The sequence below is a fragment of the Corynebacterium sp. KPL1818 genome, assembly GCF_000478135.1.
Lineage (GTDB): Bacteria > Actinomycetota > Actinomycetes > Mycobacteriales > Mycobacteriaceae > Corynebacterium > Corynebacterium accolens.
In genome coordinates, this window is the sequence record NZ_KI515759.1 from 780,175 (window position 1) to 806,272 (window position 26,098).

The following is a 26,098-nucleotide window of genomic DNA, read 5'->3' on the forward strand; positions in this document are numbered from 1 at the left end:
CCCGCTCCTGTCTGGAACGGGGCTTAAGCATTATTTAATTAGAAATTAGCGCGCGAACTACTTGTTCTCGTCGTCGCCGTCATTATTGGTGCCGAGCTTGTCATCAATGGCATCGCGGGCCTTATCAACCTGGTCTGCCTTGTCCTCGCCCAGCTTGTCCTTGGCAAAGTCCTCGGCCTTGTCCAGGCCTTCCTTGGTAACTTCCTCGCCCTTTTCGGAGTTCAGTGCTTCCTTTGCCTTGTCAAAGATACCCATTGCTAATCCTTTCGTTGTTTACTTCATCTAACCATTGCCGCATCCGGCAACACTGCCCACGATAACGACGCTGCCGAGACTTCGCCACCAAAGGTTGTTAGAAGTTCTAAAGTGATAGCGTTAATGAGATCAATGACCAGCTCGCACGGAAAAGGCAGAAAATGACGCACACTAGCCCTAGTGCAGATGGCAACGCCGCGGAATTCTTTGGGTTGGTGTGGCCTGGCAAGCAGGCCGCACGCGCGGCAGCAAAGGTTCCCCTAGCCGCCGAGTTTGAGCTCGATGCTGCGTTAAGCACCTCTCCTGCCTCACCCAATAGCATCCACTTGGCCGATAACCTGCCGGTTCTACAGCACTGGGCTTCCACGGGCGAGACCTTCGATGTCATCTACATCGACCCGCCGTATAACACCGGCCGGGACTTTGTCTACCGCGATAATTACCGCGCGCGACGCGAGGTAAATTCCGGCAGCTATGCCCAGTGGCACGCCGAATGGCTGTCCATGATGTTGCCGCGGCTCATCCTGGCGCGGCGGGTGCTGGCGGAAAACGGCTTTATATTCGTCTCCATTGGAGAGGACGAGGCTGCTAATACCCGCAAGGTCTTGGATGAGGTTTTTGGCGAGGGCTGCTATGCCGGGCAATTCATTTGGAAAAAGGCCGGCACTGGGAAAAACGATTCCAAGTATGCGGTGGTAGAACACGAATACATCCTCTGCTATGCCAAGAACCCGGATAACCCTGGATTCAATGTAGATGCAGAGGGCTACACCAGCACCAAATATAACCACGAGGATGAACGCGGCAAATACTCCTTGGTGCGCCTTGATTCTAAGACCCTGGGGTACCTGCCATCGCTTGATTTTCCCATTTCCTCACCCGATGGCACGCAGCATTGGCCGGACCAACCGGCTGGCCACAGCCAGGTAGCGCGTTGGCGCTGGGGCAAGGACATGGTGGAAAAACGCTACGATGAGTTGGTCTTTCGGCGCGGATTCGTCTACACCAAGAACTATCAAAAGGCAGGGGCGCGGCCGCGATCCATCCTCGATGGACAGAGGTTTGGCGTAACGCGCACCGGACGCCGCGACGCAGAAGAGGTCATGGACGTAGAGGGAATCTTTGATTTCCCCAAGCCGGTGCGCCTTATCAAGCACCTCATCGCCATTGGCGGCGGGGACGATGCCCGGGTGCTCGACTTTTTCGCAGGCTCAGGCACCACGGCGCAGGCGGTCATGGAACTCAACCGGGAAGACAATGGCGCGCGCAGCTTTCACCTGGTGCAAATTCCAGAGCCCACTGCCCCGGCAAGTGCGGCGCACCGAGCAGGCTTTTTTAGCGTCGCGGATATTTGCGTAGAGCGCGTGCGATGCGTGCCTGGGTCCTCTTTCCGGGCCTATCGCGCGGTCTAGGTTTCGCGGGTGCCGTCGGGCCTGCCCGGAATGCCGAAGAAGTCTAGGACGCGGTCAGTGGCGAAGAACTTTCCTACTTCATTATTTTTGTCTCCAAGACCACCCGGCCATACATGGGAGCCGCCACCGATGCGGATATGCTCTAGCGGTGCGGAGCAGCCCCGCCAATGCAAATCGAGGGCATTATTGACCAAGCGGTTGGTGTCTACCTTCTCCGAGCATTTATTGCGCTTGCGGTCCTGTTCTAGAACGGATTCGACGGAGAAGTACTTGGTCTTGTGCCTGGTCCCGCCGTAATAGCCCACGACGGGGTCATCGGTGCCGTGCATATCCAGGCGCCCTACTGGTTCATGTGCACAGTCTTTCAGGATATCTTCATAATACGCAGCGGAAATGGTGGCGACCGAGTGGAAGATGCCGGGCATCTGGCAGGCCAAGTAGGCAGCAAAACCGCCACCGTTGGACATGCCGGTGGCATAAAGCCGCGAATCATCCACGTTATAGGTCGCGCGGAGGGAATCGAGGATATCGAGCACGAATTTTTTGTCCTCGCTCCCGCTGGTTTCCGCGTACGGGGCGGGACTCCAGGCCTTTTTCTTGCCTGTGGGAAATACGGTGATGGCTTGTGCCGCATCGAGGCGGGAATAGCCGCGCAGGTTTTCCGCTGACTGTCCCCATCCGTGAAAAGCCAACACCACAGGCCACTGTTTTTGGGCCGTATAATTTTCCGGAACGCTGAGAATAAATGAACGCCCAGACGGCAGGTTAATCGTGGTATGGGATCCCGGTTTAGGGCCACTGAGCGGCGCAGAGGTTGGAATGCCGAGTTGCGAGGCAGCCGAACCGTGCGATTGCGTGCTTTTGCTGGGTACCGCCGAGTCCGTTTCTTCCTCGTTGTTTGCGCACGATACGCCTAGCGCCGCCAGGCAGCACAAGACTGCGGTGCTCAACGTAACGCGCACCGGCTTCCGGCTCATGATGTTCGTCCCTTCTGCCAAGCGGTCCATAATTGTTTATAACGGCCCCCATAATTTAGCAGCTCTGCATGGCTTCCTTGTTCTACCACCCGGCCATTATCCATGACCACGATGGCATCGGCACGCGAGGCCTGATCCAAACGGTGCGCGACCACCAAGGCGGTTCGGCCTTCCATCACCGACGCTGCGGCGTCCTCCAAAGATTCAGCGCCCACCGAGCCTGCCTCCGCCGTTGCTTCATCCAAGATGATGATGCGCGGATCCAGTAGCACGATTCGGGCAAGGGCCAATTGCTGCGCCGCCACCGGATCCAACGGCATGCCTTGCGCGCCGACGATGGTATCCAGGCCTGCCTCAAGCTCGAAAAACCAGTCAGCCTGAACTTGGCTAAGGGCCCGAACCATATCGGCGTCGGTGGCCTGTAGTGCCGCGAGGGCAAGATCCTCACGCAAACTTCCGGAAAAGACATGCACCTCCTGGGAGACAAGGGCGAGGCGTTGGATACGCTCGGCATCGGAAAGCAGCGAAACCTCGACGCCATCGACAAGCACGGTGCCCTTATCCGGGACGCGCAAGCCCGCGAGCAGCGCTGCCACGGTGGATTTCCCGGCGCCAGACGCCCCGACGAGGGCCACCGTTTCGCCGGGCTTAATCGCAAGGTTGAGGCCTTCGACGGCCCAAGAGTTATCGCTATAGCGGAAGGAAATATCGCGCATGTCCACGCTGCCATCGCCCCGCGGTGTGCCGCTATCCGGTACTGGCTCGGGCGGATTGATGACCACGCCCACAATGCGCGCCAATGACGCATACCCAGATTGCACCGTATCTAGCACGCGCATCAGCCCCATCAGCGGCCCGCGCAGGCGAATGAGCAATAACATCGCCGCGGTGACCGCACCCACCGTAAGAGCATTGGCCTGCACCACCCAAAAGCTCACCGCTAAACCGCTGCCCAATAAGACCAATTCAATGCCGGTGAGGTGAGCCTGGAGCACCATCATCGTCCGGCGCGCGTTATACCCCTCTTCCACCACACGCGTTGAAGCCGCGCCGATCCGATCGTGCATCGTATTTTCCATGCGGAACGCGCGCACCGTGTCCCTGCCGTGGATCGCCTCCAAAAGCCGGCGGGCGCGGTCCGCCATGGCGGCGCGCTCAGCGGCATACCGGTCAGGGGCGCGCCGCAGGTAATACCGGCCGGCTAAGAAATACAGCGGGGTCACGGCCAGGATGACCACGAGGTATTGCCAGTCCACCGTAAGCAGCGCCACTGCCGTTGAGGCAATGGCAAAAATGGACTTCGCCAGCACGGGGACCGTCTCTGTAACCGCGGCGGAAAGCTCCGCCACGTCATCGGTAGAGCGCGATACCAAGTCTCCGGTCCCGGCATCCTCGACGCGGTGCGTGGGAAGGCCGAGTGCCGTAGAGACCATATCCTCGCGCAGGGACGCGATGACGCGCTCGGTCAGCTGGGACAGAACATAGAATCCCGCTGCCGATAAAGCAGCAGATGCGGCGGCGACCCCGATGAGCAGGACTCCGAGGAGGGCGATGCTGGCGCCCGTTGTCACGGCATCGACAATCTTGCCGAGCAGGATCGGGATGGTGACATTGGCTGCTGCCCCGGCTATCAAGAACACCACAGCGATAAGGGCGCGCCGGCGCGCGTGCGGGATGGCTGAGAGCTGCTGCGCCACAACCTTTCGTACCTGTGGCCACGTGGCGGTGGGAAAACGCATTAGGATTCTACCTCCACTGCATGCCACGCAGGCGCCGATGTATAGACGATGGTGGGTTTATCCTTCCGGTAGTCCGCAACGCGGTGGGCTACTTCTTGCTCGGTAACTGAATCGACCGCTGTGGTGGGATCAGTTAGAATCAGCACCGCTGGATCCGCGGCTATAGCACGCGCAAGCGCGACTCGTTGCTGCTGGCCGCCGGACAAATTGTTTCCGCGCTCACCCACCGCGCGGTCCAGCCCACCGGGAATATCCTCGCCCGCGGCCACCTCTAAAGCCCGTGCGGCCGTATCCGCATCCGGATGAATATTGTCTTGTACGGTCCCGTCAAACAGCATGACCTCATGTGGCACGACGATGAATTTTTCCCGGGGTAGGTCTCGCAGTTCTTCCGGAGCATGTCCATCGATGGCGGTCACCCCTGGCCGCAGCGCAGGAACCTGTGGTGCGGCGTCCTCGGGAAGTCCAGGAGCGCCCAGCAGGCCCACGATTCGCTGCGCACTCGCCTGCGCCGCGGCCCACCGGGAGGCAATATTCCTTCCCAGCATGGTCATCGGGGTAATGATGAATTGGGTAAGGCCAATTACCATAATGAGCTCACCAATGCTCATCTGCCCATCCAGCGCCAGGTAGCCGGCGGCAACGGCGACGGCGATGACATAAATCGAGCCCAGCGCCTCCGTAGAAGCATTCAATCCTGCCTGCGCCGCATTGGCTTCAACGGTTCGCTCGTAGGCGGCATCGGAATCACCCGCATAACGCTTACGCACGGTACCTATCGCACCGATCCCTTTAATAATGCGCAGGCCATGGACAATATCCGTCGCCGTCGCGCTCGCCCGGCCCAATGCTTCTTGCCGGATACCAGAGCGCTTGCGCAAGGGACCAGCCGAGCGCAGCGATCCCCACACCACGATGGGGCCGCCGCATAAAATGGCCACGCCTAGCGGCACATTCACCCGGCTGGTCATCACCGCGACATAAATGATCGACGTAATCTCCGCCACCGGGAACACCGTCATCATCACCGCGTTCTGCACACGGGTCGCATCGGTCGAGGCAATGGCCAATAACTCCCCTGGCGTGCGTTTCGGCCCGCCCATCCCTTTGGGATCCATAATCCGATCCGTGATGGCCATGCGCACGTCGTGGCCGATAACCAGCATGCTGCGCGCGTTGAGCCCGCGGCCACACCACCCGGTAATAGCATTAACCGCGAAGGCCAGGACCAGAAGTGCAAGCCACCACCACAGTCGCCCTATCGATCCTTCCACCACCGCTTCATCGATGGCATAGCCCACGATGACCGGCGTTGTGCCGTTGAGTACGAAGGAGATAGCCATGCACACGGCCGCTGGGATGGTCATCCCAGGCCGGGAGAAGACAGTCTTCAGCAACCACCGCCGATCTGATGGTTCTGGAAGTGTTGCCATAACAAGCCATTCTAATTCCCGGTAGGTTAGATAGCCTATGTCGACTCGCCACCCCAACCCCCAGCACTTCCCCAGCTACCGCAATCCCTCTGCAAAGCAGAAGCCTACCTTTGGCACCGATCCCCAGCGCACCCAGGCAGCGCGCGCCTTCCACCGCGGCGCCCACACCTATCAGGATGTTCGCCCCCATTACCCGCCCGAGGTTGCTGAGCTCATCGCCGGAGCCCACCGTGTTGCCGATATCGGCGCCGGCACCGGCAAGCTCACTGAGTCCCTCACCAATCCCACCGTGCTCGCGGTCGAGCCATCTCCAGACATGGCCCGCGTGCTTCACCGCCGCCTGGATATTCCCATCATCCGCGCCACGGCCGAGCACACCGCGCTTGCCGATGCCTCCCTCAACGCCGCCTGCCTCGCCCAAACCTGGCACTGGGTCGACGTTGCCGCCGCTTCCGCCGAGCTGGACCGCATCCTCGCGCCGGGCGGGCGCGTCCTTTTAGTGTGGAATACCCTCGACGTACACGCGGATCCCTGGATCCTTCGGTTAAGCCGCATTATGCACTCCGGCGACGTGCATAAGCCAGGCTTCTATCCCGAATACAAAGCACCCTGGACCTTAGACCGCGAGGTCCGTCTAAGCTGGACCCACGAGCTTACCCCAGAACAGCTCCACCAACTCATGCACACCCGTTCCTACTGGCTCAGAAATAACGAGGCCATCCACGAGCGCATGACCCACAACTTGAACTGGTACCTCTACGAACACATGGGCTTTTCCGCCGGCCAAAAACTGCACATCCCGTACCGCACGGATGCTTTCGTGCTGGTACGGGAGTCGAAGTCTCGCGACTGATTACAGGAGAACCTGGGCCAAGAGGGAGCCGACCACACAGGAGGTAAATACGGAGATCGCTCCGGGGATAAGGAACGAGTGGTTGATGACGTATTTGCCAATTCGCGTCGTACCCGTGCGATCGAAGCCGATGCAGGCCAAGTCGGAAGGATACGTGGGCAAGATGAAGTAACCATAAGCCGCACCGTAGAAACCAACGATGACAGCCGGGTCAATGCCCAATTGCAAGCCAATGGGAGCAATTGCTACCAGTGCAGCAGCCTGCGAATTTACCAATTTGGATACAATTACCAACACGACGGCGTAGGTCCAAGGGGCCGCCTCAACGACAGAGCCCAAGTTCGTCTCCAGTGCATCGATGTGGGATTGGAAGAACGTATCTGCCATCCACGCAACACCAAAGACGGAAAATACAGCTGTCATGCCGGCCTTGAATACTGGCGTAGATGCAATCTTTTTAGTATCTACCTTGCAGCTAAGAAGGATGATGGCACCGGCGACGAGCATGACCATCTGGATGACTAGGTTCATGGATACAGGGCTCAGCTCGCCGTCATCACCAGGAACCAGTGGGCGCAGGAACTCGAAGGCGCCGAGGAGGACCACGCAGGCAATAGCGACGAGGAAAACGACTACTGAACGCTTAGCCTCGCGGGAAAATTCCTTACCGATGAGCGAATCGGCGCTCTCATTGATGCTGGCGGCAAACTCTGGGTCTTTCATCCGTTCTTGGAAAGCCGGATCCTTGTCCAGGTCCTTGCCGCGACGCAGCGACCATAACGCGGCGAGAAGAACACCGCACAAGGACGCGGGTAGCGCCACCGTAAGAATCTGCGGAATCGAATAAGCCTTGTCGATAGCTCCAGCATTTTCCGCAAGGATCGACGCAAGAGAAACGGTAGCCACAGACACCGGTGAAGCGGTAATACCCATCTGCGCCGAGGTCGAGGCCACTGCCATAGGACGCTCAGGACGGATTCCCTTTTTGAGCGCGATGTCTTCAATGATCGGAAACATGGTGTAGACCACGTGGCCAGTGCCGCACAGTACGGTAAGGAACCAAGTAGTCAGTGGTGCCAAAATGGTGATGCGCTCTGGATGAGCACGCAAGAACTTCTCCGCATGCTGCATCATCACTTCCAAACCTTGTGCTTGTTGCAGTGTGGCTGCACAGCCGATAACGGCAATGATCGTAAGCATGACCGACACGGGGGGCTCGCCCGGTGCCAAGCCAAATACGAAGACCATCAGCATCAAGCCGATGCCAGAAATTAATCCTAGGCCGATCCCGCCATAGCGGGTGCCCAAAAGCAAAGCACTTAAAATGATTATGACTTGAAGCACGATAGCCAGGACTGAATCCGGGGCAATCACATTCGCTAACATGTCATGCCTTTCAAACAGAAAGTAAATGGTTGACAAGTTTTATCCTATCGGCGCCATAATGCTTTCACCGAAGCGAAAAGGAGAGCGAAGTGTCACACCATTGTTGGTGACACTTTTGCTCTCCTAAGTGGTAAAATACCGGGTTAACCGGCAAAATTATGTAGTTTTGAGGCCCCCTGATGCCTCTACAGTAAGCTCCGGCTTTGCTGGCGAGACAAGCTCAACTACACCTCACGTGCCAACCCCGAAAGATGTTGTGCACTATTAGTTGTCGATTCCTCAGGCCTAGTCCTTCCCGGACTTTAATTCGACCTTGTACTGTAAGTGATTTTTCACTGCGGGCCACTCATGCCGCAGCACGCTATACACGCAGGTATCTCTGACTAACCCGTTATCGAGTATCTGGTGGCCACGAAGGATTCCATCAAGATGTGCCCCTAGGGATTCCAACGCGCGGCGGCTTTCGCGGTTAAAGGAGTTGGTGGTGAAGAACACGGATAAGCAATCAAGCTGCTCAAATGCATGGCCCATGAGGGCCAGTTTGCAGTCTGCATTAACCGCAGTATTCTGCGCTGATTGCCTGTACCAGGTGTATCCGATTTGTGAGCGCCTATTACCCAGATCAAAGGCCTGATACCCAGTCATTCCCACTGTAGTGCCGGCTGAATCAAAGACCGTAAAAAGCTGCGCCCCGTGGGAGTCATACCAAGAAATGCGCTCTTCCACGGCTTTTTCCATCTCGCTCGGTGATGGAACCTTGGTGTACCACCGCTTCCATAACTCCCCGTCCTGTACCGCCTCAGCTAGTCCAGGAGTATGGTCCACGCTCAACGCCTTGAGAGTGACATGTTGCCCGCGCAAGATCTCGATTTTCTGTGACACCGTATTTACCTTCTTGCTTTCTGGGCCTAAGCCAATGATCTGATGTCTTTCAAGCTTAGCTGCCAATGACACCGAGCGTAATGAGATAGATAAAAACGAGCGAAGCCCCACGGTTGTGAAGGCTTCGCTCGTTTTCGCAGTGAACTCTTATTTCCGCTTTTTACCTCGGCGTTCGCGCACGCGCACGGCAATGCGGATTGGAGTGCCGTGGAAACCAAAGCGCTCGCGGAACTTGCGCTCAAGGTAGCGCCGGTAGGATGCGTCGAGGAATCCAGTGGTAAAGAGAACAATCGTCGGCGGCTGGGTCGATGCTTGCGTAGCAAAGAGCACGCGCGGCAAACGATTATTCTTCATCGGCGGCGGGTTGGCAGCAATCGCCTCACGCATCCAGTTATTGAGCTGGCCGGTGGACACGCGCTGATCCCAGCTTTCTAGGGCCTCAATCATGGCAGGCTCCAGCTTTTGCAAGGCGCGGCCGGTCTCAGCCGAAATATTAACGCGGGTTACCCACGGCAAGTGCCGCAGCTGCTCGTCAATCTCGCGGTCGAGGTAATAGCGGCGGTCCTCGTCCATAAGGTCCCACTTATTGAACGCGATGACCAGCGCTTTGCCGGATTCCAGCACCATATTGAGCACGCGCTGGTCCTGCTCGGAGATCTCCTCGGAGGCATCGATAAGCATGATGCATACCTCGGCCGCATCGATCACGCCACGGGTGCGCAAGGACGCATAATACTCGTGGCCCTGCGCGTTCTTGACCTTCTTGCGCAGGCCCGCGGTATCAATAAACTTCCACAACTGCTCATCTAACTGCACCAGCGAGTCCACGGGATCCACCGTGGTGCCGGCGACATTATCTACCACCGAGCGCTCCTCGCTGGTGAGCTTATTGAGCAACGAGGACTTGCCCACATTAGGCCTGCCGACGAGCGCGACGCGGCGAGGGCCCGATGTAATCGAAGTCTCGCGCGGTTCTTCGGGGAAGCTGCGCAGGATCTCATCCAGCACGTCCGCGCCACCGCGCCCGTGCTGTGCAGACACCGGCCACGGGTCCCCGAGGCCCAAGGCGTAAAACTGCGCCATATCCGCATACTGGTTATCGGAATCGAACTTATTCGATACCACGATCACCGGAACCGGTGATTTTTGCAGGCGGCGCGCCATAACCTCATCGGTTTCGGTAATGCCCACTTTGGTGTCTACCACCATCACGATGACATCGGCGGTATCCATCGCCATTTCTGCCTGGCGGGCGATATCGGCGTGCATGCCTTTAACGTTGGGATCCCAACCGCCGGTATCCTGCACGATAAAGCGCTGCCCATTCCAGTCCGCCACATAGGAGACGCGGTCACGGGTAACGCCAGGGTGGTCTTCTACGACGGCCTCGCGGCGGCCGAGGAAGCGATTAACCAGCGAAGACTTGCCCACGTTCGGCCTGCCCACAATAGCGACGGTGCACAGGGCTTCTTCGGTGGCATCGGCAAAGCCGAGCGACTCCGAGAGCTGCTCCCATTCGTCCTCACTGAGGGGCTGCTCGAGGTCGTCCTCGTCCCCGTAGTCGGCCTCGCCGAACTCTGACTCATCAAAGTCGTAGTCAAATTCTTCGGCATCAAAATCGTCCGTAGCCCACCCCGGCGAGGTCTCTACCGTTTCCTCGTCGAACTTACCCGCAGGGTAATGGAACTGCGTGACTTCTTCCTCTGGGGACTCAAAATCTTTATTGCTCATGAGCGGGACTCCTTAACCACGTTGATAAGAGCCTGCACGACATCCTCCGGGCTCATGTCAGAGGTATCGACAATAGTGGCGTCGTCGGCTGGGCGAAGCGGCGAGGTGGCGCGGGAAGAATCCGCGGCGTCGCGGCGCTGCACATCTGCCAGTACCGATTCAAAATCGGAGGCGATGCCGGCCTTTTCGTTTTGATCGTGCCGGCGCTGCGCGCGAACTTCCGCGGAAGCCGTCATAAAGGCCTTCGCCGGGGCATCGGCTAGCACGACGGTGCCGATATCGCGGCCCTCTACAATGGCGCGGTGGGCGCGTTGCGCCAGCGTGCGCTGCAATGCCACCAAGTTCTCCCGCACCTCCGGGATGGCAGATACCGCGGAGACATTCTGGGTGACCTCGTCTTCCCTAATGATGCGGGAGACATCGGCGCCATCGAAAAGCACCTGCGTGGAATCCGGATCATCGGAAACCTCCAAGGGCAGGTTCGCCGTCGCGGAAATCACCGCTTCCTTGTCCGCGGGATCCACGCCGTGGCGCATTACCGCAAGGGTTGCCACCCGGTACATGGCGCCGGTATCGATGTATTTTGCGTCCAACTGCTTGGCCAAGGCCCGGCAGGTCGTGGACTTTCCCGTTCCGGAGGGGCCATCGACCGCGAGAATCAGGCCTTCATCAGGCATATTCGAAATCATTACATCCCCACCGCCTTGTACAAGCTCGTCAACTCGTTGGAATTCAGCGCGCGCAGCCCGCCGGGCTTCATATCGCCCAATTGGACCGTGTGCAGCTTGGTGCGCACCAGGCGCTGCACGGGATAGCCAGCTTCCTTCAGCAGGCGGCGCACGATGTGCTTGCGCCCTTCGTGCAGCTCGACTCGGACCAAAGAGAATCCCTGGTTCTTGTCCACTACCTGCACGAAATCGGCCTTGGCTAGGCCATCTTCTAGCTCGATGCCCTCTTTAAGCTGGCGCACCAACTTATTATCGGCCTCGCCCAATACCGTGGCCAGGTAGGTTTTCTTCACCTCATATTTGGGGTGCATCAGGCGGTTGGCCAATTCCCCATCGTTGGTGAGGATGAGCAGGCCTTCCGTATCCGCATCCAAGCGGCCTACGTGGAATAGGCGCTGGCCCGAGGCAACCTTTTCAGAAACCACGTCACCCACGCAGGGACGGCCGAGATCATCTGACATCGTCGACTGCATTCCGCGGGGTTTATTGAGGATGAAATATTCTTGGTCCTCGTTGACGTTGACGCGAACGCCATCAACGCGGATGACGTCCACGGCGGGATTGACCTTAACGCCCTGCTTGAGGATGACATTGCCGTTTACTTCAACGCGTCCGGCATCAATGAGGATTTCCGCGTGGCGGCGCGATGCGACGCCCGCCTTAGCCAAGACCTTTTGCAGGCGCTCGCCCTTGGGCTTATCGTCATCGACCAGCCAGTCAGCGCCCAAATCGCGCGCCACCGATTCTGCAGTGGCCTTCTGCTTTTTCTTGGAAACGTGTTGATTACGAGCCGGCTTGGCATTAGAGACAACGATATCGCTGTCTCGCTGCTTCTTATCCGGTGTGCCGTCACGGCGAGCGGGAGGAGTCACTTAAGTGTCCTTTTCTCTCGAAGATATGAAATTACCTGCGTGAGTCTACCCCACCTCAGTACTCTTCGTCGATTGCATCGACGTCTGGAAGCAGCGGCGCCAGATCCGGAAGGCGTTCCAGCGAGTCTATACCTAGCAGTTCGAGGAAAAGCTCGGTGGTTTCATATCGGTGCGACGCCCCCTCGAACTCGTCCTGCGGGAGCTCACGGATGAGCCCGCGCAGGTTAAGGGTGCGCATCACGCCGTCCACGTTGACCCCGCGGACCGCAGAGACCTGCTGGCGCGTGACCGGTTGGCGATAGGCCACGACGGCGAGGGTTTCCAAGGCCGCGCGCGAGAGCTTCGTTTGCGCCCCATCCAATAAAAACTCCTCCACCGCGCTGGCGTTTTCCTGGCGGGTATAAAACCGCCAACCTTCTGGCGTTTCGCGCAGCTCAATTCCAGAGCCGCGGCTATCGAATTCACGTTGGATGGCCCGCAAGCAGTCACTAATGACCGCAGGTTCTACGCTAAGCGCCCGCGCCAAGGACTCTACGGATGCCGGCGAATCGAGCACCAGCAAGATCGATTCAAGCCGGGATCGCAATTGCGAAATGAGCGGAAGATCCATGCCCCTTAGATTACAACCACCGACGGCGGTGCTAGCACTAGTCCCAATTTGCTGCGGCAACGACCGCAGGATCTACGTCCAAGCCGGTCCAGGAAAGGTCTAGTTGGCCCAATGCCTCCTCCTGCTGGGCATCAACCGCCTTGGCCTTAAACAGCTCCAAGAGCGCCAAGAACCTGCCGACGATATGCATGGTTGTGGTGCAATCCCGGGTAAGCGAGGAAAAACTTGTCCACTGCCCAGCGCCCATGAGTTTGAGCGTTTCGAGGATCTTTCCTGCCTGTTCGGGCACGGAGACGGCAACGCCATGAATATGGCCCGTTGCCACTTCTTCCGGCGGCTTGGGGCGAAAGACGCCCGCCGCCATTTCCGCAAAGCTCGCTGGAGTATGCCCCAACGTTACGGGAGGTAAAAGCTCCGCGAATTGCTCTTCAATGCTCACGGCTCGCGGGTAACTGCGCTGTGCCTCCCGTTGCCAACGGGCAAATTGATCCGCCGCCTGTTTATAGGCCTTGTACTGCAACAGGCGGGCGAAGAGCAGATCACGGGATTCCAGCAGTTCCAGGTCCTCTAGATCATCGACCTCGCCCCGCGGCAAGAGCCGTGCGGCCTTTAAGTCCAATAGCGTCGCCGCCACGACCAAGAAATCCGTCGTCTCATCCAGATCCGCGTTTTCGCCCAATTGGCGCGTGTATCCGACAAATTCATCGGTCACCTCAGACAAGGCTACATCCGTGATATCCATCTTTTTGGCCTGGATGAGCTGCAAAAGCAGATCAAATGGGCCCTCGAAATTCCGCAGGGCAATGCGGAAGCCCGTAATCTCTGGCTGCGTCACGGTAGCTTAAACGGTCGAGCGTTCGATGACTTCCTTCGCCAGATCGCGGTATTGCTGTGCGGCCTGCGAATTGGGCGCCCACGAGGTGATGGGCTCGCCGGCCACGGAAGTTTCTGGGAAGCGCACGGTACGGGTAATGACGGTATCGAATACTTGATCCCCAAAGTATTCCACCACGCGGGACATTACCTCGCGGGCATGCTTGGTGCGCCGATCAAACATGGTGACCAGAATGCCCATGACTTCCAGATCGAAGTTGATACGGTCAGAGACCTTCTCCACCGTATCCGTGAGCAAGGCAAGCCCGCGCAGCGAGAAGAACTCGCATTCCATAGGAATGATGACGCCCTGGGAACAAGCTAGGGCGTTGACCGTAAGCAGGCCCAAGGAAGGCTGGCAATCAATAATGATGAAGTCATAGTCCCGGCGCACTGGGCGCAGGGCGCGCGCCAAGGTGTGCTCGCGGCCTACTTCATTGACCATCTGGATCTCTGCTGCGGAAAGGTCAATATTGGCCGGAACGAGGTCCATGCCGGACACGCTGGTGTGATGAATGGCGGAGTGGATAGAGGTATGACTATCCAGCATCACGTCATAAATCGAGTCCTCGATGTCATCATGGTTTAATCCCAACCCAGCCGAAAGAGCACCCTGCGGGTCCAAATCAACCAGTAGGACCTTGCGCCCATACTCTGCGAGGCAAGCGCCCATATTGATGGTGGACGTGGTCTTGCCCACGCCGCCCTTTTGGTTACACATCGAGATGATGGTGGCGGGCCCATGTTTTTCCAAGGGGGCGGGTTCCGGCAGCTCGCGGACAGGGCGGCCAGTTAGCCCCGTCTCTACATCAGAGGCTGAAAAGAGACCCTCTTCGCTCACAGTCAAACCTTCTTCCTTGACGCCAAGTCATGGACCATGACATTTGGCATAGGGTTGCTTACAACGTTGTAACTATAGCGTACCCGCTCCCCTTTATGACTACCGAGACTTTGCAAATATCAAGCCTCTAACTTTGACTTAAACGCTGAAAGCTACGCCCGCGGATGCGCTGTCCGCCACACCTCCCGCAAGGAATCAGCGGTAACGTGGGTATAGATCTGCGTGGTAGTCACGGAGGAATGCCCTAAAAGCTCCTGCACGGTGCGCACATCGGCACCGCCTTCGAGCAAATGCGTGGCAAAGGAATGACGCAGCTTGTGCGGGGAAATGGATTTATCCAACTGGCTGCGCTGCGCCGCGGTTTTAATAATTGACCAGGCGCTTTGCCTCGATAGCGCACCGCCGCGCGTATTCAAAAACAGCGCAGTGGTCTTGCCCTTTCCCAGCACGGGCCGAGCGCGCACCAAGTAGGCATCGATGGCCTGGCGAGCATGCGAGCCGAGGGGTACAAGCCGCTCCTTATCGCCCTTGCCATGCAGGACTAGGACGTCATCGGCAGTAGCTACGTCATCGACATTCAGCGAAATTACCTCAGAAATGCGCGCCCCAGTACCATAAAGCACTTCTAGTAGCGCCCTATCGCGAAGGTCAACCGGCGTTTCCGTCGGCGTCGATTCGATAAGCCGCGTCACCTCATCCACGCTCAAAGTCTCGGGCAAGTGTTGCCCCGTGGAAGGCGGGCTCACCTCGGCGGCAACATCGCTATCGACTTCGCCCTCCGCAACGGCGAATTTGTGCAACCCGCGCGCCACGATGAGGGCACGGTTGGCAGAAGATACCGCCATCTTTTCGCGCAGGTCCTTCAAATAGGCCTCCACCATCGGCCGGGTTACCTGCCGCAGGTCCTGGACCCCATTGTCCGCCAGCCAATCTACGTACCGGCGAATATCCCGCCGGTAGTTGCTCAGGGTATTAGCTGACACCCCGCGTTCGACGGCGAGGTGATTCAACCAAGTCTGAGCGATGTCCTCTGCAGCAGTCACTGCTTTTTCAGGTCCGGTCCACTGCGGCGGGCCGCCATATGGGTCGGGCGCAAATCGAACGGCGCATCCACCGAACGAGTCGGCTTCCCACCAATCACCGTGGCATATGCGGATAAGATACCCGCGCATGCAACGGAATTAACGATCTCACCGCTCAGCACTTTATTTACTGCCCTGTCTAAATCCACCCAGGCAAAACCCATATCGGCTTCTTCATCGCCGGTATCGTGCAGCGCCGGGACCTCGCTAAGGTCGCGGGCAAGGAAAATCCGCACGGCTTCCTCACAAAACCCCGGTGAAGTCACCATATCCGTGAGAGTTTCCCAGTCCTTCGCGGCAAGGCCCGCTTCCTCCTGCAGCTCGCGCTGCGCGCCGGAAAGCTCATCCTCGCCCTTTACATCTAACAGTCCTGCAGGCAGCTCCCAGAGCCGCTTGCCGACGCTATGCCGGTACTGATGCACCATCGCGATGCGCCGATCCGCATCTAGGGCCACCACCGCGACGGCGCCCAGGTGCTCAATGATCTCCCTATCCGCGGTGTTTCCTCCCGGCATGGACAACGTATCGCGGCGTACGGCGACGATCGGGGCATCAAAAATTAACTCTGAATCCAAGACTCGAAAATCGTGGGCCACTATTCTTTCTCCTCTTCAGGTAGGGCGGAATCCGCGCTTTCTGCAGAACCGTAGTCTCCCCTGCCCCCATTGAGCTGTTCCTCGGCGGCGGAAATGACGGCGATGCGCTCTACCGCACGTTCAATGCCATCTACGGTAGAAAGATCCAGGTCTTTGGTGCGCAGCTGCTCTATTGTCTTTTCATCTTGGGTCTGTTTGGCCCGCGCACTCAGTACCACGCTGCCATTGACCTCGTCCAAGGCGGTGGCGAACTTTGCCAAGGTATCCGAATAATATCCGCGCACCCCGCTGCCGGAGACGATGATGATGGACTGGGCCGGAAGGATGGTCCCGTCCTCATAATCAATAAATTCCTTATCGCGCAGGGCACGCAGCAGCTCGGATCGCTCCTTCACGCTTGCGAGCGGCTCCGTGCTTTCTGGGTCCATGGATAAGGCCGCGCCCAAAGCCTCGCCGCCATAGCTTCCCACGGTTTTATCGAGTCCCTTAAGATCTGCCTTTTTCGGGGCCTTATCTTTAAGGATCGATACGATATCGTCTTTGCTTTCCCCGCGCAGGAAGTCTTTGCTCAGCTTGATTTCTCCTGCCTTGGTGGCCCCGGAGGCTTCTAAGAGCTTCGTGATATCAGACAGGTCCCTGCTATTTGCATCATCGGTGGAAATGACCAGCACTGGCCGCTGCGATAACGTCCCAGATACCAAGTCCGGTGCCACGTTCTTGACTATGTCATCGCTCGCCTCATTTTGGTTCTGCAAGATCTTGTTTTCTTGCACCACCTTGCGGTGTTCCGCACGGATCGGGTCATCATCGGCCACGCTGGTAGTCAGGTTGGGCGCGATCACCAAGGCTCCGAGGGCTACACCGACCGCTGCGCCGAGTCCAAGGCCCGTAATTAGTTGCGTTTTCGCCATACTGCTACCCCCGCTCAGAATAGGCTCGACCACGTTTGGCTCAAATTACTCAAGAAATCCTGGCTCCCGCCAAAGCCCACGATCAAGATGATCGCTGCAATCGCGACCAAGATGCTGAGGAGGGCCCATAGCCAGCCAAGGTGTGAAGATGGAACAGAATACAGGTTGATCACAGCCTCCGCATCAACCGCCTTGGTTCCAGCCTTCAGCCGAGACAAGACGGCAGACGGTGCCACCCGGTTGGCAAAAACATCATCGAGGTCAAAGCCGCCGCCTGCCTGCACGATGAGGCCCGCACCGTGGTAATCAGCAAAGAGCAGCGCTAAATCCGTGGCCGATTCCGATGCCGCCGGGAACGTCATGGCCCCAATACCCAGCTCTTGGATGCGGTCAAGGCCTTCCACGCTGCCTTCTGGATCCGCGGGTACGACGATGCGCGCGCCGCAGCGCAGCGCCTCATCGCTTACCTTGGCCGGATCCCCAATAACGAAGTCAGGCTTATATCCCTGCTCCAGCAAGGAATCCGCGGCTTCCTCAACCGCAACGAGCAGCGGCTCATATTCCCGGATGAAATTCCGCAAGTCTTTCAGCAGGGCTCGGTGGTCTTCGGTGGGAGATAAAACAATGACCTTCCTGCCAGCTATCTCGGCACCGGATGCGGGGACACCGAGGCCATCGATAAGCAGCGGGCCTTCAGAGTTAATGAAGTCAATGGAGCTTGCGAAATAGGACTCCATGTGGTCAATGAGTGCGCTTTGTGCCGCCTTGAAGTTCTTGTCTGCGCGCTCCCGGGAAATCTTCTGCCCCGTCCCGATTACTTTATCGCCAACGTAGACCTTTCCATCCTCGCCGATATGCGCCTTTTTGCCGTCTTTAAACTCCGAGATAAATTCCTCGCCGAGGCCCTCGAGGAGGTCAATATCGGCATCGAGAAGCATGTGCGGACCGCAATTAGGGATGGAACCGGTAGAAAACCTGGCGACATTGACCACCGCGGAGGGCTGCAAGTCCACAAGCGTTTGTGCCTCGGGCCGGGAAATATTCGCCGCATCGATAACGGCGATATCACCTGCAGAAAACTTCTTAAGACCTTTCGCGCCCGGGGTGCAATCGCGCAATGCGGCAGACTCACCGGGTTGCTCAGGGGTACGGGAAAACAGAGCCATGCGCCCCATTCTTCCTTGCTTAGTCCGCCAGCTGGGTAAGGCGCGCGGAAGCTTCCTTTTGTGCGCGGTCAAAAAGCTCTTGGGCGTGGGCGCGCCCAGTGTCCGTGTCATCCAAACCGGCCAGCATGCGCGCCAATTCCTCAACGCGCTCCTGCTCCGATAACTCGGCTACCCCAGAGGTAAACTTATCCTTCGAAACATGCAAATGCGCATCTGCATACGCGGCTACCTGCGGCAAGTGGGTGACGACGATAACCTGGTTATGCGCAGCCAGCCGCGCTAGCCGACGCCCAATTTCCACCGCCGCACGCCCGCCCACGCCAGCATCGACCTCATCAAAGACCAAGGTCGCACCATCTTCGCTGGCGAGCACAACCTCAAGGGCAAGCATGACGCGAGACAGCTCACCACCGGAGGCCGCGGTGGCCAACGGCTTCCCATTGAGTTGCAACTCCGCGGCATCGGCACCCGTCTTCGAATACTTGGCTGTGGAAAGCTCAACCGACAACGTGGAATTGGGCATGGCCAATCCATGCAACTCCTCAGTCACCAGCTTGCCCAGCGCTTCCGCGGCTTTCTGCCGACCCTTCGTAAGCTCCGCCGCCTTCTGCTTCATCTCCTGTTCGGCCTCTTTGACCTGCGACTTCAGCTCCTCGAGGACCTCCGTCGAGGTATCCATCGACTGCAGTTTGGCCTCCGCCTCATCGCGCCACGCCAATACGCCATCGATATCGCTAGCGTATTTCCGGGTCAATGCTCGGAGATCCTGCTGGCGCTGCAGCGATTTTTCCAACAGATTCGGATCCGCCGGCAGCCCCGCGAGGTATCCGCCGAGCTCAGCCGAGATATCGCCTAGCTGCGAGGTGAGCTCAGAGATGCGCTCGCCCAAATCCGCCAACTGTTTATCCGAGGATCCCACCAGCGCCGAGCCCGCGCGCCCGAGCAGCGAAGACGCAGCCTCATCAAGCTCTTCAGTACCATCGATCGCTGCCAAGGCAGTGTGCGCGGATTCGCGCAGGCCGTCGACGTCTTGCAAGCGCTGCACCAACTGCACCAGCTCCGCGTCTTCCCCTGGCTCGGGTGCCACACCGTTGATTTCCTCTAAGGCATATTGCAAGCGGTCAGCTTCCTGGGCAAGCTCTCTACGAGACTCGGTGCGCCGACGATAGTCCTTGGCCAGGCTGCGCCACTTTTTAAAGGCCTCCGCATAGTCTTCCCGGATTCCAGCCAGTTGCGGATCCGCACGGTCTACCGCCGCGAGCTGCTCTTCTGGAGCCAAGAGGCGCAATTGATCGTTCTGGCCATGCACGGTAATTATCTCCCGCGCGAAATCTCCCAACGTGGCGGCCGGTACGGCGCGGCCGCCCAAATAGGCCCGCGATCGCCCCGCTGCGGAAACGGTCCGCGAGACAATAAATTCACCATTTTCATCTGGCTCGCCGCCCACCGAGTCCACCAGCTGGCTAATGCTCTCTTTCGCGGAACTAAAGTGGCCTTCCACGGCCGCTTTTTTAGCGCCATCGCGCACCCGAGAGGCATCGGCACGCCCGCCTGCCAATAGCCTCAGCCCCGTGACCACCATGGTTTTTCCTGCACCGGTTTCACCGGTCAATACGGTCAAGCCCTCCGACAATTCCGCAGAGCTATGGCGAATGACTCCTAAATCATTAATAGAAATATCGACAAGCACTATTTCTCCTTCGGTCCGCGCCAGCCTTCCACGGGCAACCGCAGCTTAGAGACCAATCGATCCGTAAAGGGCTGATCATCTAACCGCACCCAGCGTACGGGGCGCTTACCGCGCACCACCTCGACGCGGGCACCCGGCGGCATAATAAGTTCCCTGCACCCATCCAAGATAACCACGGCCGGTGTGGTTTGCATGGTTGATTCCACTGCCACCAGTGAATTCGGGGAAACCACTAATGGTTTGGTAAACAGCGCATGGGCATTATTCGGCACGACCAAGATTGCATCCAGGGATGGCCACAGCACTGGGCCTCCAGCTGAAAACGCATACGCCGTAGAACCCGTTGGGGTAGAAATCAGTACGCCATCACAACCGAACGACGAAACGGGGCGCCGGTCGATCTCCAAAATCGCATCCAGCACGCCCGACCTGTTCTGGTTTTCAACCGAGGCCTCATTCAAAGCCCAACTGCTAGCCAGTTGGTGACCGTTGGCATCCGAAATAGAGACATCCACCGTCAACCTGTCCTCTACCCGGTAGCTTTTCTCAATCACGCGAGCGACGGCACGGTCTAATGACTCCACTTCCCATTCCGCGAGGAAGCCTACGTGGCCCAGATTCACTCCGAGGACCGGGATATCTACCGCCCGCGCCATATCGGCGGCGCGCAGGAAGGTGCCATCACCGCCTAAAACAAGGACCAGTTCGCATCCCGCCGCAGCAGCATCAGAATGCGACACATGTTGGAGTCCCGGCAAGACGGTTTCGTCCGCGCACACGCGCACCGTTATCCCCGCTTCCTGCAATAATTCGGCTGCACGGGAGGTAGCCTGCAGGTTCTCTGCACGATTGGCATGCGGAACCAACAATATCTCTCGCATTATTGCGGACCTTCTTCAACGGCAGTATCAATCATCTGTTTCATTGTAGCTGCGTCCGTTGACATACCGTCCTTTTTCAGCCAAAGGAAATATTCCACGTTTCCACTCGGGCCAGGCAATGGTGAAGCCACAACACCGTGCAGGCTAAGGCCTAAAGACACGGCAAACTCGGCGACATCCTGTGTAACCTCTTTCCGCATCTCGGGAGAGCGGACCACCCCGCCGCTGCCAATGCGATCCTTGCCCACCTCAAACTGCGGCTTAACCATCGGCAGCAGCCACGCTCCGTCCTTCATACACTCCACAATTGCTGGCAGTACCAGCTTTAAGGAAATGAAGGATAAATCCCCGACCATGCCATCACACAGGCCATTGGTCATTTCTGGATTAATAGTGCGGATATTGGTCCTATCCAAGACGGTTACGCGGTCGTCATTTTGCAGCCGCCACAGTAATTGCCCATACCCAACGTCAACAGAAAGCACTTCCCTCGCACCAGAGGCCAGGCACACATCCGTAAAACCTCCCGTCGATGCCCCTGCATCTAAGATGCGACCGTCCATGTCGACGTCGAATGCGGCAAGCGCGCCCAAGAGCTTATGTGCGCCGCGGGACGCCCACTTGTCTTCCTCGGACTCCTCGACCTTGATGGAGACTTCAGGATCCACAACTGTTGCAGGCTTTTCTGCTTTGAATCCGCCGACCGTCACACGGCCAGACTTGATCATCTCGCGGGCTTGCTCACGAGATCGCGCAATCTTTCGGCGCACAAGTTCTGCATCCAGCCTGCGGCGTTGTGGTGGCATTAGTTCTCCTGCAAAGCATTCCGCAATACGGAATGCGCCCTGTCCAGTTGATCGACTTCTTCTGCAAGTGATGGCGCATCTTCGCCAAGAATTGTCGAAATCTCTGAATCTACTGCTTCAGGCTCTTTCACGGCCCGAAAATCGTGTGGCTTTACCGCCATTTCGACACAACCTTTTCCGCAAATTCGCTACGCGGCTGAATATACCGAGGTGGTGCCGGCATTGACCACGCCACTTCCAATACGGTCCGCAATGCTTGCACCGAGGTAGAGGACTCATTTCCGCCCTGCAAAAGAACGTCATACCCATCGCACCGCGCGGTAAAGTCTCCTTGCGGTCCCGGTCGCACCTGCGAAATAGGCAATGAAAGCTCGTGCATGCCCGCACCAATAAAGTTGGGCCGCGCCTCCACGGGGGCCTCGATAAGCTCAAGCTCGCCCGAGACACCGGTCAATACATGGAAAGTATTCATCGCTGCGGTGTTACCCCCAACGATATCCGTATCTAGCCTGTCGCCCACCGCCAATGGCTTTTTCGACCCGACCTTTTTGGCTGCGAGGAAGAACATCGCTGGTTCAGGTTTGCCGGCAGAAACGGGCTCTACTCCCGTCGCCTTCTGGACAGCAGCAACGAGGGAACCATTGCCAACGCCTAGCCCCCGCTCAATTGGAAGGGACGTATCCAAATTTGAGGCGAAAAACTTCGCGCCTGCCCGGATAGCCAGAGCCCCCTCCGTTAACTGTTCCCAACCAACGGACTTATCAAAACCTTGCAGGACGGCTGCTGGTTTATCATCAGCACTCGAGACCACGGAAAAGCCCATCTCCTTGGCCAAGTCCCGGAAAGAATCCGCGCCAATGATTAGTACTTTCGCACCTGACGGGATTTCCCCCGCGGCCAACTGCAATACCGCTTGGGCGGAGGTGACGATATCACCAGAATCCGCAGTCAAACCGATATCCGTCAGCATTGTGGCGACGGCTTCTGGGCTCCGCGACGCATTATTTGTTACATATACTGCGGGAACGCCGCACGTATTAATAACGTCTACTACGTTGCTGAGCGGACGGCCGCCCTCCCAGACGGTTCCATCCAGGTCCAGCAATAAGGCGTCATGTTTGCTCAAAACACTCATTATTTACATTCCGCCAATCGGTCTGCGGCATCGGTCCAATCACCCTCATCAATGGCGATAGTGTGCTCGAACCACTCGCGGGCTTCATCCCTGCGCCCCGCAGCGAGAAGAGCGTTTGCATAGGCATACGACAACCTACAAGCACTCACTCCGCGATCGCTGCGGTCAGGTTGTGCCCTCTGGATGGTAACCACCGCTGATTCAGGTTGATCGAGGTCAAGGCGAGCACCTGCCAGCACGATCGCCAGTTCAATAGCCGATTCTTTGTCTAGTTCTTTCGCCTCCTCGCTGCGTCCTAACTCCAATGCCTTTTCCGGCCGACCCAACCCACGTTCACAGTCGGCCATAACCGCGAGCATCCCCGGGCCGCCAGAAATACGGCGGGCAGCGCGGAGCTCGGCGAGTGCCTCTTTCCACTCGCCTGCACGGTAAGCAGCGATACCATTAACTTCTCTGGCGATAGCCACGCGGCCCGCACGGTCCTTAGCCGCGCGCGCATGCCGCAGCGCCAGCTTAGGATCATCGTCCATCCAGGTCGCCGCCATGATCATGTGCTTGGCGACGGCCTCCGAGTTCTCTTTAGAGAGAGATTTCAAATCTTGGAGCACCAATGGGTCCAAGTCATTGATATCAACCTCTTCAGGAATATCCGGATCGGTCATACGCCGGTTGATTCGCTCTTCCCGATACCCAGAGCGCTGTGGAGAGAAAGATTTCTTCTTTCCCCCTCCGCGAGAATCGCGGTCCCCCGAATTGCGTGGATTTCGACCCCGACGGTCTTGTCCGCGGCCGTTACGGCCGTGCTGGTTGCGCTCCGACATTCAGTCCTACCCTTTCTTGGTTGGAACTCGCACAGAAATACCGCACCCATTCTACAGTGCTAAACGACATTCAATGAATCTAGAATATCCTCGTCGATTGCCCGTAGTTTCATGAACCAGGTCACTGCTTTTGGCCGCTCTGGTGAGGTGGTGCTGGGTTGGTGGGGTTTTATTTTTTGTTGTTGTGTTTGTTTCTTTTGTGTGTGAGGAATTGTTTCCAGGTGTAGGGGCCTGACCCCCGGAAAGTGAACACGTCGGGGGTCAGGCCCGGGTTCACCATCGCACCGGAAGAGCATTACTCACCGGAGCAAGCTGGCGAGAAGGAAGCCGAGGCGTGGGAGACGGTAGTGGAAGAAGCTGAGCTTTTGGATGCCGATGGGGCGCTGCACGATCAAGATTTGTTCGAGCAGTGCGTGACCTCGCCGCTGATTTTCGCCTCCGCCATGCTGAACTTCGGCGTGCACCAAATTCTGGGCACTTCATTGACTCACAATGAACATCCTCTGTTACGGACACAAAATCCGCACTAATCGGGTGTCCACTAAACGAGGGTAACCTCACCACAGTCCTATAACCCTCCACGTAGCCTTATAACTTCTGGACTTTCTTGCAGACGAGGGTAACCTTCTATACGGCACACAGCGTGACAACCGAGGTGGTACTCGATGTACTACTTGTAGGTAGCAAGCGTACGATTGCACACGTTTTGCAGCACCGGACAATCCCGTTAATAACAGCGACTCCTACTTCGCTTGCCAGATATATTAACCGGACTCGTTTATTGAACCTAGAGGTTGACCTTAACACTGCGTCAGGGTGTACGTTTAGGGACATGACAATCTCGATGATCGACAGCGCCACGGGAATGCGCACGATGTTGGATAGCCCTCCGGGACAGTGGCAGGAGGCCGCTCGTAAATTATGGGAGCCCATGGCTGGCATGTATTTCTTCATTCCAGGCGGTCTCGATATGGCTACCGTGCACAGTCAGAACTTCGGATTCGGCCCGGATGCCTCACGTCAGCAAGTAAATGATGCGCTCTACAAATTGGAGGAGGCCAACGCTTGGTCTCGAGTTGAGCAAGCTCTCGCTAAAGGGGTTCAATACTTGGCGACTGCTAACCCAGGACTCATGATTCCTGACCTCACTGTGCTTCTAGTGTTAGGTGATCCTTCCAACGAGCACTTCATGGACGAAGTTCGAGGCCTGTCAGCCTTCGGTGGGATCAGTGGCTACATTGCCATCACCATTTGGCCGACTGAGGAAGTTCTCCATCGGCTAGAAGCGATTGCCCTACACGAGTTGCACCACAACGTCCGCTATTCAGCTGACGGCATCGTATGGGACCCGCAGACAGTGACCGTCGGTGAGCATGTCGTGGCCGAGGGGCTAGCCGACCTATTCGCTGCCCAGTTCTACGGTAAGCGTGGATATACGCACTTCGTCACCGACCAAACCAGATCGAGAGAAGATGTACTAAAACGGGTCGTCGAGGGCTTGGATGTGACAGGCATGCAGGACTTCGCCGCATGGGTGCTTGGAGATTCGAGCGCCCGCCTGATGGGATCGAAACCGGTCGGGCTACCCACCGGAGCTGGTTACGCCGCAGGGGCTCGTATCACCCAAGCCTACATGGATAAGACGGGTCGGACGGCCGCCGAGTGTGTCACCACACCCGCCGCTGAAATCTTAAATGTTGCCTTGCCACAACTAGGCCTGACGCGACACGACAGCTGACAAGAAACACCTGATAAAGAAATGGACCGTTCACGAACTTGCAAACAGGTTCGAGACCAACGAAGCCTGCGGCACTGCCACTCGTGCAATGTTCGCTGCTAGTGTGTAAAACAGACCGAGGACATGGGGCCTGACCACCGGAAAGTGGACACGTCGGGGGTTAGCTATGCTGCTTTAGTCAGTGTAGCTGAAGTCTCGAATTCAAAGACATCAGGCGCTACAAGATTGCACCAGGAGTGCCGCCGGCGCGTGTTATAGCGCATGCACCACCGGAAGACTTCCTGACGGCAGGAGATCGGATTGTCAAAGACTTTCCTATCACGCAAGACTTCCCGCTTGAGCGTGGCGTTAAACGATTCTGCTAGGGCTTCTATCAGCACTCGTTCCTACCGCTCCCATAGACTGGCGCACACCCAACGACGAGCAATAGTTCCTAAAAGCTTGTGAGGTATACACGCTGCCGTGATCAGAATGGAAAATTGCCCCTTTAAGGCTTCCGCGGACTTTCCTGGCATGGGACAAAGCTTCGATAACCAGTGATACCCGCATGTGATCGGCGAGTGCATGTCCGACAAGTTTGCGCGAGTAGACGTCGATGACCGTGGCCAGGTACATGTTCTTGCCGCCCTTACACGGCAGGTACGTAATGTCGCCTACATAGACGTGGTTTGGCCTGTCAG

Annotated in this window: 25 protein-coding genes and 2 pseudogenes; 4 read left to right on the forward strand and 23 right to left on the reverse strand. The window is 57.6% G+C overall.

What is annotated here, in order from left to right; genetic code table 11:
• Positions 1-57 precede the first annotated feature (57 nt).
• Entirely contained in the window at positions 58-255 is a 198-nt protein-coding gene (locus HMPREF1261_RS09405) for an antitoxin (RefSeq protein WP_005279274.1), read from the reverse strand.
• A 161-nt stretch (positions 256-416) separates the two neighbouring features.
• Between HMPREF1261_RS09405 and HMPREF1261_RS09410 the strand changes: the two genes are divergently transcribed.
• Positions 417-1,667, forward strand: coding sequence for a site-specific DNA-methyltransferase (locus HMPREF1261_RS09410; RefSeq protein ID WP_023030779.1), 1,251 nt, complete (start codon positions 417-419; stop codon positions 1,665-1,667).
• Here HMPREF1261_RS09410 and HMPREF1261_RS09415 read toward each other — a convergent pair.
• From HMPREF1261_RS09415 to HMPREF1261_RS09425, 3 genes are read right to left on the reverse strand one after another with little or no spacing between them, the layout of a single operon-like run.
• Positions 1,664-2,644: a PHB depolymerase family esterase gene (locus HMPREF1261_RS09415; protein WP_023030780.1), complete on the reverse strand. Its 981-nt coding sequence runs from the start codon at positions 2,642-2,644 to the stop codon at positions 1,664-1,666. The genes HMPREF1261_RS09410 and HMPREF1261_RS09415 overlap by 4 nt on opposite strands.
• Positions 2,641-4,383 (reverse strand): ABC transporter ATP-binding protein, encoded by a 1,743-nt coding sequence (locus tag HMPREF1261_RS09420; RefSeq protein WP_023030781.1) that lies wholly within the window; start codon positions 4,381-4,383, stop codon positions 2,641-2,643. The genes HMPREF1261_RS09415 and HMPREF1261_RS09420 overlap by 4 nt, the downstream gene beginning before the upstream one ends.
• On the reverse strand, positions 4,383-5,816 hold the full coding sequence (locus tag HMPREF1261_RS09425) for an ABC transporter ATP-binding protein (protein ID WP_023030782.1): 1,434 nt from the start codon (positions 5,814-5,816) through the stop codon (positions 4,383-4,385). The genes HMPREF1261_RS09420 and HMPREF1261_RS09425 overlap by 1 nt, the downstream gene beginning before the upstream one ends.
• A 37-nt stretch (positions 5,817-5,853) precedes the next feature.
• On the opposite strand from HMPREF1261_RS09425, the gene HMPREF1261_RS09430 reads away from it, so the two are divergent.
• Positions 5,854-6,669: a class I SAM-dependent methyltransferase gene (locus tag HMPREF1261_RS09430; protein ID WP_023030783.1), complete on the forward strand. Its 816-nt coding sequence runs from the start codon at positions 5,854-5,856 to the stop codon at positions 6,667-6,669.
• Here HMPREF1261_RS09430 and HMPREF1261_RS09435 read toward each other — a convergent pair whose 3' ends face one another.
• The 18 genes from HMPREF1261_RS09435 to HMPREF1261_RS09515 form a co-directional block, all read right to left on the reverse strand.
• Positions 6,670-8,055 carry an anaerobic C4-dicarboxylate transporter gene (locus HMPREF1261_RS09435; RefSeq protein WP_005279282.1) on the reverse strand — a complete coding sequence of 462 codons (1,386 nt, stop codon included), beginning with the start codon at positions 8,053-8,055 and terminating at the stop codon, positions 6,670-6,672.
• 285 nt (positions 8,056-8,340) lie between these two features.
• Entirely contained in the window at positions 8,341-9,003 is a 663-nt protein-coding gene (locus tag HMPREF1261_RS09440; protein ID WP_126318990.1) for a GNAT family N-acetyltransferase, read from the reverse strand.
• A gap of 81 nt (positions 9,004-9,084) precedes the next feature.
• On the reverse strand, positions 9,085-10,668 hold the full coding sequence (der, locus tag HMPREF1261_RS09445; RefSeq protein WP_023030784.1) for a ribosome biogenesis GTPase Der: 1,584 nt from the start codon (positions 10,666-10,668) through the stop codon (positions 9,085-9,087).
• Positions 10,665-11,357, reverse strand: coding sequence for a (d)CMP kinase (cmk, locus tag HMPREF1261_RS09450; protein ID WP_023030785.1), 693 nt, complete (start codon positions 11,355-11,357; stop codon positions 10,665-10,667). Before cmk ends, der begins: the two co-directional genes overlap by 4 nt.
• Positions 11,357-12,268, reverse strand: coding sequence for a pseudouridine synthase (locus HMPREF1261_RS09455; RefSeq protein ID WP_005279286.1), 912 nt, complete (start codon positions 12,266-12,268; stop codon positions 11,357-11,359). Before HMPREF1261_RS09455 ends, cmk begins: the two co-directional genes overlap by 1 nt.
• A 55-nt stretch (positions 12,269-12,323) precedes the next feature.
• Entirely contained in the window at positions 12,324-12,878 is a 555-nt protein-coding gene (scpB, locus tag HMPREF1261_RS09460; RefSeq protein WP_023017548.1) for an SMC-Scp complex subunit ScpB, read from the reverse strand.
• Positions 12,879-12,915: 37 nt separating this feature from the next.
• Positions 12,916-13,713: a ScpA family protein gene (locus tag HMPREF1261_RS09465; RefSeq protein ID WP_023017549.1), complete on the reverse strand. Its 798-nt coding sequence runs from the start codon at positions 13,711-13,713 to the stop codon at positions 12,916-12,918.
• A 6-nt stretch (positions 13,714-13,719) separates the two neighbouring features.
• Positions 13,720-14,592, reverse strand: coding sequence for a ParA family protein (locus HMPREF1261_RS09470; protein WP_023022236.1), 873 nt, complete (start codon positions 14,590-14,592; stop codon positions 13,720-13,722).
• A gap of 152 nt (positions 14,593-14,744) precedes the next feature.
• Positions 14,745-15,635 carry a site-specific tyrosine recombinase XerD gene (xerD, locus tag HMPREF1261_RS09475; protein ID WP_023030786.1) on the reverse strand — a complete coding sequence of 297 codons (891 nt, stop codon included), beginning with the start codon at positions 15,633-15,635 and terminating at the stop codon, positions 14,745-14,747.
• Complete coding sequence (locus tag HMPREF1261_RS09480; RefSeq protein ID WP_023030787.1) at positions 15,632-16,270, reverse strand: NUDIX hydrolase; 639 nt, start codon at positions 16,268-16,270, stop codon at positions 15,632-15,634. Before HMPREF1261_RS09480 ends, xerD begins: the two co-directional genes overlap by 4 nt.
• The gene (locus tag HMPREF1261_RS09485) at positions 16,270-17,181 is read right to left on the reverse strand and encodes a copper transporter (RefSeq protein WP_023028781.1); all 912 of its coding nucleotides are present in this window, start codon (positions 17,179-17,181) and stop codon (positions 16,270-16,272) included. The genes HMPREF1261_RS09480 and HMPREF1261_RS09485 overlap by 1 nt, the downstream gene beginning before the upstream one ends.
• Positions 17,182-17,195: 14 nt before the next feature.
• Entirely contained in the window at positions 17,196-18,356 is a 1,161-nt protein-coding gene (gene steA / locus HMPREF1261_RS09490; RefSeq protein ID WP_198012723.1) for a putative cytokinetic ring protein SteA, read from the reverse strand.
• Between the two features lie 10 nt (positions 18,357-18,366).
• On the reverse strand, positions 18,367-20,037 hold the full coding sequence (gene recN / locus HMPREF1261_RS09495; protein ID WP_023030789.1) for a DNA repair protein RecN: 1,671 nt from the start codon (positions 20,035-20,037) through the stop codon (positions 18,367-18,369).
• Entirely contained in the window at positions 20,037-20,918 is an 882-nt protein-coding gene (locus HMPREF1261_RS09500) for an NAD kinase (protein ID WP_005279304.1), read from the reverse strand. Before HMPREF1261_RS09500 ends, recN begins: the two co-directional genes overlap by 1 nt.
• A complete protein-coding gene (locus tag HMPREF1261_RS09505) occupies positions 20,918-21,724 on the reverse strand; it encodes a TlyA family RNA methyltransferase (RefSeq protein WP_023017556.1) in 807 nt (268 codons plus the stop codon). The genes HMPREF1261_RS09500 and HMPREF1261_RS09505 overlap by 1 nt, the downstream gene beginning before the upstream one ends.
• Entirely contained in the window at positions 21,724-21,885 is a 162-nt protein-coding gene (locus HMPREF1261_RS12900) for a hypothetical protein (RefSeq protein ID WP_005279308.1), read from the reverse strand. Before HMPREF1261_RS12900 ends, HMPREF1261_RS09505 begins: the two co-directional genes overlap by 1 nt.
• Positions 21,876-22,859: an HAD-IIA family hydrolase gene (locus HMPREF1261_RS09510; RefSeq protein WP_023030790.1), complete on the reverse strand. Its 984-nt coding sequence runs from the start codon at positions 22,857-22,859 to the stop codon at positions 21,876-21,878. The genes HMPREF1261_RS12900 and HMPREF1261_RS09510 overlap by 10 nt, the downstream gene beginning before the upstream one ends.
• On the reverse strand, positions 22,859-23,680 hold the full coding sequence (locus HMPREF1261_RS09515; protein ID WP_034658212.1) for a hypothetical protein: 822 nt from the start codon (positions 23,678-23,680) through the stop codon (positions 22,859-22,861). The genes HMPREF1261_RS09510 and HMPREF1261_RS09515 overlap by 1 nt, the downstream gene beginning before the upstream one ends.
• Before the next feature lie 269 nt (positions 23,681-23,949).
• Here HMPREF1261_RS09515 and HMPREF1261_RS09520 point away from each other — a divergent pair.
• Both HMPREF1261_RS09520 and HMPREF1261_RS09525 read left to right on the forward strand, forming a co-directional pair.
• Positions 23,950-24,159, forward strand: a pseudogene (locus HMPREF1261_RS09520) (peptide chain release factor 3); the annotation flags it as partial.
• Between the two features lie 353 nt (positions 24,160-24,512).
• Positions 24,513-25,418, forward strand: a complete 906-nt coding sequence (locus HMPREF1261_RS09525) for a DUF2268 domain-containing protein (RefSeq protein ID WP_034658213.1) — start codon at positions 24,513-24,515, stop codon at positions 25,416-25,418.
• A gap of 164 nt (positions 25,419-25,582) precedes the next feature.
• Here HMPREF1261_RS09525 and HMPREF1261_RS13065 read toward each other — a convergent pair.
• A pseudogene (locus HMPREF1261_RS13065) lies at positions 25,583-26,098 on the reverse strand (IS3 family transposase); the annotation flags it as partial.

Coding starts and splice junctions, on each gene's coding strand:
- HMPREF1261_RS09525 (WP_034658213.1), top strand. CDS start 24,513: ATGACAATCTCGATGATCGACAGCGCCACGGGAATGCGCACGATGTTG.
- cmk (WP_023030785.1), bottom strand. CDS start 11,357: ATGATTTCGAATATGCCTGATGAAGGCCTGATTCTCGCGGTCGATGGC.
- HMPREF1261_RS09510 (WP_023030790.1), bottom strand. CDS start 22,859: ATGAGTGTTTTGAGCAAACATGACGCCTTATTGCTGGACCTGGATGGA.
- HMPREF1261_RS09425 (WP_023030782.1), bottom strand. CDS start 5,816: ATGGCAACACTTCCAGAACCATCAGATCGGCGGTGGTTGCTGAAGACT.
- HMPREF1261_RS09405 (WP_005279274.1), bottom strand. CDS start 255: ATGGGTATCTTTGACAAGGCAAAGGAAGCACTGAACTCCGAAAAGGGC.
- HMPREF1261_RS09430 (WP_023030783.1), top strand. CDS start 5,854: ATGTCGACTCGCCACCCCAACCCCCAGCACTTCCCCAGCTACCGCAAT.
- HMPREF1261_RS09415 (WP_023030780.1), bottom strand. CDS start 2,644: ATGAGCCGGAAGCCGGTGCGCGTTACGTTGAGCACCGCAGTCTTGTGC.
- HMPREF1261_RS09410 (WP_023030779.1), top strand. CDS start 417: ATGACGCACACTAGCCCTAGTGCAGATGGCAACGCCGCGGAATTCTTT.
- HMPREF1261_RS09420 (WP_023030781.1), bottom strand. CDS start 4,383: ATGCGTTTTCCCACCGCCACGTGGCCACAGGTACGAAAGGTTGTGGCG.
- HMPREF1261_RS09485 (WP_023028781.1), bottom strand. CDS start 17,181: ATGGCGAAAACGCAACTAATTACGGGCCTTGGACTCGGCGCAGCGGTC.
- scpB (WP_023017548.1), bottom strand. CDS start 12,878: ATGGATCTTCCGCTCATTTCGCAATTGCGATCCCGGCTTGAATCGATC.
- steA (WP_198012723.1), bottom strand. CDS start 18,356: ATGGGGCGCATGGCTCTGTTTTCCCGTACCCCTGAGCAACCCGGTGAG.
- HMPREF1261_RS09500 (WP_005279304.1), bottom strand. CDS start 20,918: ATGCGAGAGATATTGTTGGTTCCGCATGCCAATCGTGCAGAGAACCTG.
- HMPREF1261_RS12900 (WP_005279308.1), bottom strand. CDS start 21,885: ATGGCGGTAAAGCCACACGATTTTCGGGCCGTGAAAGAGCCTGAAGCA.
- HMPREF1261_RS09505 (WP_023017556.1), bottom strand. CDS start 21,724: ATGCCACCACAACGCCGCAGGCTGGATGCAGAACTTGTGCGCCGAAAG.
- HMPREF1261_RS09515 (WP_034658212.1), bottom strand. CDS start 23,680: ATGTCGGAGCGCAACCAGCACGGCCGTAACGGCCGCGGACAAGACCGT.
- HMPREF1261_RS09435 (WP_005279282.1), bottom strand. CDS start 8,055: ATGTTAGCGAATGTGATTGCCCCGGATTCAGTCCTGGCTATCGTGCTT.
- der (WP_023030784.1), bottom strand. CDS start 10,668: ATGAGCAATAAAGATTTTGAGTCCCCAGAGGAAGAAGTCACGCAGTTC.